Source organism: Oleiphilus sp. HI0117 (genome assembly GCF_001635235.1).
The window spans coordinates 1-4,974 of the sequence record NZ_LWGA01000625.1 but is presented as its reverse complement, the minus strand read 5'-3'; the positions used below and the strand labels follow the sequence as shown (position 1 = coordinate 4,974).

Annotated in this window: 4 protein-coding genes; all 4 read left to right on the top strand. The window is 45.3% G+C overall.

Features of this window, described 5'->3' with window-relative positions; translation table 11 throughout:
- The first annotated feature begins 54 nt into the window (after positions 1–54).
- Entirely contained in the window at positions 55–759 is a 705-nt protein-coding gene (locus tag A3757_RS07195) for a PEP-CTERM sorting domain-containing protein (RefSeq protein ID WP_068739372.1), read from the top strand.
- Between the two features lie 138 nt (positions 760–897).
- Positions 898–2,559 (top strand): energy-dependent translational throttle protein EttA, encoded by a 1,662-nt coding sequence (gene ettA, locus A3757_RS07190; RefSeq protein WP_068513959.1) that lies wholly within the window; start codon positions 898–900, stop codon positions 2,557–2,559.
- A gap of 186 nt (positions 2,560–2,745) precedes the next feature.
- Positions 2,746–3,123 carry a PilZ domain-containing protein gene (locus A3757_RS07185; protein ID WP_068513956.1) on the top strand — a complete coding sequence of 126 codons (378 nt, stop codon included), beginning with the start codon at positions 2,746–2,748 and terminating at the stop codon, positions 3,121–3,123.
- A 131-nt stretch (positions 3,124–3,254) separates the two neighbouring features.
- Positions 3,255–4,974: PAS domain S-box protein (locus tag A3757_RS07180; protein WP_068739370.1), on the top strand; the 1,720-nt coding region annotated here is incomplete at its 3' end.

The following is a 4,974-nucleotide window of genomic DNA, read 5'->3' as shown; positions in this document are numbered from 1 at the left end:
GCCTATGCCCATTACTAAAACCTAAGAACAGCCTATACACTGAAGTCATTGTTTATGAATAGTTCNTCCAAAAAGCACAAGCACGATGGAAAGGCTAAAACCAAACCAGGAAAGAAAATGCTAAAGAAAATCATTGCTGTCAGCAGTCTGCTGTTTGCTGCATCAACCGTCAATGCAGGCCTCATTAACCCGACCGGCAATGCCGACGGGCTAAACTTTAGCTGGTCGCAACAAGAGTCTGATCAGCTTCAAACGTTTGATGAACAACAGGGCATTGCGATAGCTCATCAACAGGTTCAAGTTGACTACTTGCTTGGGAGTAACCTGTTCGTTGGTGATACCTTAAGAGGTCAGCAAACTGGCAAAAATTCACCTTACCTAAGTGCAGGCAGTTACAGTTCTCACCTGATTCACTTTGACCCACTAGGCACCTCGAGCGGTAAAGAGACCAAGCAATTAATTGAGTTTGATAGTGACATTGTTGCGATCATCCTCAACGGTAAAAAACTCAATGCGTCGGACAATATATTTGGTGGTACGGGGGCCAATTACGAGACATCAACTTCTCGAAAGTGGGAAAGTAACGATTTTCTAACATTTACTAGCTCCCAGTCGATACTGGTTGATCGCGCAACGGTAGGTCGCTACTGGATTGATGATGCGCGCATCATTACCCAAAGCGTATCAGAACCCTCTTCTATTGCCTTGCTTGGCCTAGGTCTTCTTGGCTTAGTGGGTATTCGTCACAAGAAAATCTAAGTCTCCTCATCACAATCATTACCCTGCTTCGAACGATTTAGTCAATTAGTCTGGAGCAGGGATTGCCAAGCCTGCCTTTTTTAGCTAACGTCTAGCCCATTCAGATCGACCCCGTTTTTACTAATTAAGGCTATTTGTATGGCACAGTACGTATTCACCATGAATCGCGTGGGAAAAGTTGTCCCACCTAAAAAAGAAATCCTCAAAGATATCTCCCTTTCATTTTTTCCCGGCGCCAAAATTGGTGTATTGGGTCTTAATGGCGCGGGTAAATCAACACTGCTAAGAATTATGGCGGGCGTTGATAAAGACTATATTGGTGAAGCCCGCCCTCAGCCGGGTATCAATATTGGCTACCTCGCTCAGGAGCCTGAACTTAACGAAGAAGCAACGGTCAGAGACAACGTTGAAGAAGGCGTGAGTGAGATTAAAAATGCGTTAACTCGCCTAGATCAAGTTTATGCAGAGTACGCTGAAGAAGGTGCAGATTTCGATGCTCTAGCCGCAGAACAAGCCAAGCTAGAAGCAATCATTGAAACCGGTGATGGTCATAATCTGGAAAGAACACTGGAAGTCGCTGCTGATGCCTTAAGACTGCCACCATGGGATGCTGAAGTTAAACATTTATCAGGTGGTGAAAAGCGTCGTGTCGCTCTTTGCCGTCTATTACTTTCTAAGCCGGACATGCTGCTTCTTGATGAACCGACCAACCACCTTGATGCAGAAAGTGTCGCGTGGTTGGAACGTTTCTTACATGACTACCCTGGAACCGTCGTCGCCATCACCCACGATCGTTACTTCCTTGATAATGTTGCAGGTTGGATACTGGAGCTCGATAGAGGCCATGGCATTCCATTTGAAGGTAACTATTCTCAGTGGCTTGAAAATAAAGAGAAACGTTTAGAGCATGAGCAAAAGCAAGAAGATGCTCGCCAAAAGAGTATTAAATCTGAGCTAGAGTGGGTTCGCAGCAACCAAAAAGGGCGACATGCCAAGAGCAAGGCGCGTCTTAAGCGCTTTGAAGAGCTTAACTCTTCCGACCTACAGAAACGCAACGAGACCATGGAAATTTACATTCCACCAGGGCCACGCCTGGGTGATGTTGTTATCGAGCTCGATGGTGTCAGTAAGCAATACAAAGACAAGCTGCTATTCAAAGATTTGAGCTTTAGTGTTCCACCCGGAAGCATTGTCGGTGTAATTGGTGGTAACGGTGCAGGTAAATCTTCACTATTCAAGCTGCTAGCAGACGTAGAGCAACCCGACTCAGGCACTATTCGTTTGGGTGATACTGTTAAGCTGGCTTTCGTTGAACAAACGCGCGACCTGGACAATTCCAAGACGGTATGGGAAGAAGTCAGTGACGGTAACGATATGATCACTATCGGCAATTACCAAACACCATCTCGTGCTTATGTCAGTCGTTTCAACTTCCGTGGTAATGACCAGCAAAAGAAAGTGAATGAGCTGTCTGGTGGCGAGCGTAACCGTCTACATTTAGCCAACGTGCTTAAGCAAGGTGCGAACGTTCTACTACTCGATGAGCCAACCAACGATCTTGACGTAGAAACACTACGAGCACTGGAAGAAGCCGTCTTGGCATTCCCTGGTTGCGCAATAGTGATTTCGCACGACCGTTGGTTCCTCGATAGAATTGCAACGCATATATTGGCTTATGAAGGCGATAGTGAAGTGGTCTGGTTTGAAGGCAATTACACTGAATACGAAGAAGACTTCAAAGCTCGTAAAGGTGAACAAGCCAAGACACCTACTCGTGTCAACTATAAGAAGCTTGCCTAAGAGCCAAGGCTGCCAAACTAGCTGAAAGCCTGAAACAGCGGTTCTTTTGAGCGATTTGTTCTCAAAAGGACTGCCTAAGCTTGCAGTTACCTGATATAGCACTTATATTCTAATGAATGACTATAATAATTAATCCTCTCTGTTATCCTTCAAACTGGTTTGCAGAACAGAGTTGCCGGAGGCCAAATGAGCGAAGAGACAAAACAAGACGAGCGCCGTCATTTTAGCCGAATTCTATTTAATGCCGATTGCACCTTGCGTCAGGATGACCTTGAATGGTCTACCGAAGTCCTTGATATTTCCTTGCGCGGAATTCTGGTTCACCGGCCTGACCACTTCAGCCTGGATGTTGATACGCCTTGCGAAGCGACCATCAGACTATCAGGTAGCGAAAGCCATATTATTATGTCACTCACCTTTTCCCACGAGGAAAACAATACCTTAGGTTTTAAATGCCAGCACATTGATATCGACAGCATGACCCACCTTAAGCGTTTAGTAGAGCTTAATGTTGGTAGCGACGATATTTTAATGCGTGAACTGGAACTTCTCACAGTCATTTAAATTAAGCTCTGCTCAAGTTTCCTCTCTATTTAAGCCTCAATAACTAGGAATTTCCTAAGTTCCTACTAAACTAATTAGTCATAGTAAACGCTTGTTTTCTTTAATTGACGTATAACTGCAACAAGGCACTCATGGGATCAGGACAACAAAAGCATATTGAAAGTGATCGCATGCTCAAGGCCATCACTGACCAAAGCTCTGAAGGCATTACAGTTGCCGACACTGAGGGTAATTACGTATTTGTTAACCCTGCTTTTTGTAAGATGAGCGGCTACAGCAAAGATGAGCTGCTAGGCATGACGGTGTTTGATATAAAGGCACCCGAACAAGATCACCGCTCTTTCGAAAGAACCAAAACCACTGAAGAAGGGCTAACCGTTGAAGTTTTGCTTCAACGTAAAGACGGAAGCACTTATCACTCAGAAGTGGTCGGGAAAAATATTGATATTGACGGCAAAGCCCTGGTACTCGGGATAGTTCGCGATATCAGCCAGGAAGTAAAAACCGGACAAAAAATTCGTACCCTCTCCCAAGCCGTCGAGCAGAGCCCTGTGTCGGTCATGATCATCGCCACCAATGGGAGCATAAAGTATGTAAATCAGGCATTTGAAACGACCTCCGGCTACCCTCTTAGTGAGGTTGAAGGAAAGAAGTTTTTCAGCCTAATGCCTGACCACGCAAAAAAAGATACCTACGCAGCACTCTTCGAAGCGCTTGAAAAAGAACATAGCTGGGAAGGCGAAGTACAAATTCGTAAAAAGAATGGCGAGACCTTTTGGGAATATGGGCACATCTCTCCAGTAAAGGATGAGTATGGGAAAGTGATTCACTATCTTGCCGTCAAGGAAGATATCTCGACACGCAAAGCACAAGAAGAAAAAATATTTCACCAAGCGCATTTTGACTCGCTGACTGACCTGCCCAATCGACTTTTATCTTTGGATAGGCTCACCCACATCATTGGTGAAGCCCAACGTCAAAACAACAAAGTTGCCTTACTGTTCGTTGATCTAGACGATTTTAAAAAGGTTAATGACTCCCTTGGCCATGACATGGGTGACGAAGTATTGATGGTTGCTGCAGAGCGCCTATCAGAAGTACTTCGAACGGGCGATACAGTTGGCCGCTTGGGAGGCGATGAATTCATCTTAATTTTGGGCGGCCTAGATGACGAGAAGTCTGCGCAAAAAACTGCTGAGCGCATATTAGAACAATTCAGAAGCTCGTTTGATATTGAAGGTCGTAAACTGATGCTAACTGCCAGCATTGGCATTGCTCTTTTCCCTCATGACGGTGCTACTCCGACCGACTTGCTAAGAAATGCCGACTCAGCCATGTATCACGCCAAGTCTCTCGGGCGAAACGCCTACTCGTTCTACACTGAGGAAATGAACCAACAAGTCGCCCGAAGATTACAGCTTGAAGAACAAATCCATGGTGCCTTAGACCGAAATGAATTCTCGCTCGCCTACCAGCCTCAAGTCGATGTTCAGACTGACAAAATTATTGGAGCCGAAGCACTATTACGCTGGAATAACCAAACCTTAGGACAAGTACCTCCTGATGAGTTTATTCCGATCGCAGAGGAAACCGGGTTGATCATTCCTATTGGTCAATTTGTATTGCACCAGGCGCTATCTCAAGCATCAAAGTGGCAAAAGCAATACCAAGCAGACTTTCGCATGGCGGTTAACCTGTCGCCACGGCAGTTTCGAGATCCAGACCTGATATCTCAAGTCGAAAGAATTATTCAGGACCATCAAGTTGCCAGACATACACTTGAGTTTGAAATTACCGAGGGCGTTCTAATGAATAACCAGCAGTTCGTAAAAGATGCGCTAAGAGCCCTCA

Bases quoted from the DNA above. Each gene is read 5' to 3' on its own strand.
- ettA (WP_068513959.1), top strand. From the start codon at position 898: ATGGCACAGTACGTATTCACCATGAATCGCGTGGGAAAAGTTGTCCCA.
- A3757_RS07185 (WP_068513956.1), top strand. From the start codon at position 2,746: ATGAGCGAAGAGACAAAACAAGACGAGCGCCGTCATTTTAGCCGAATT.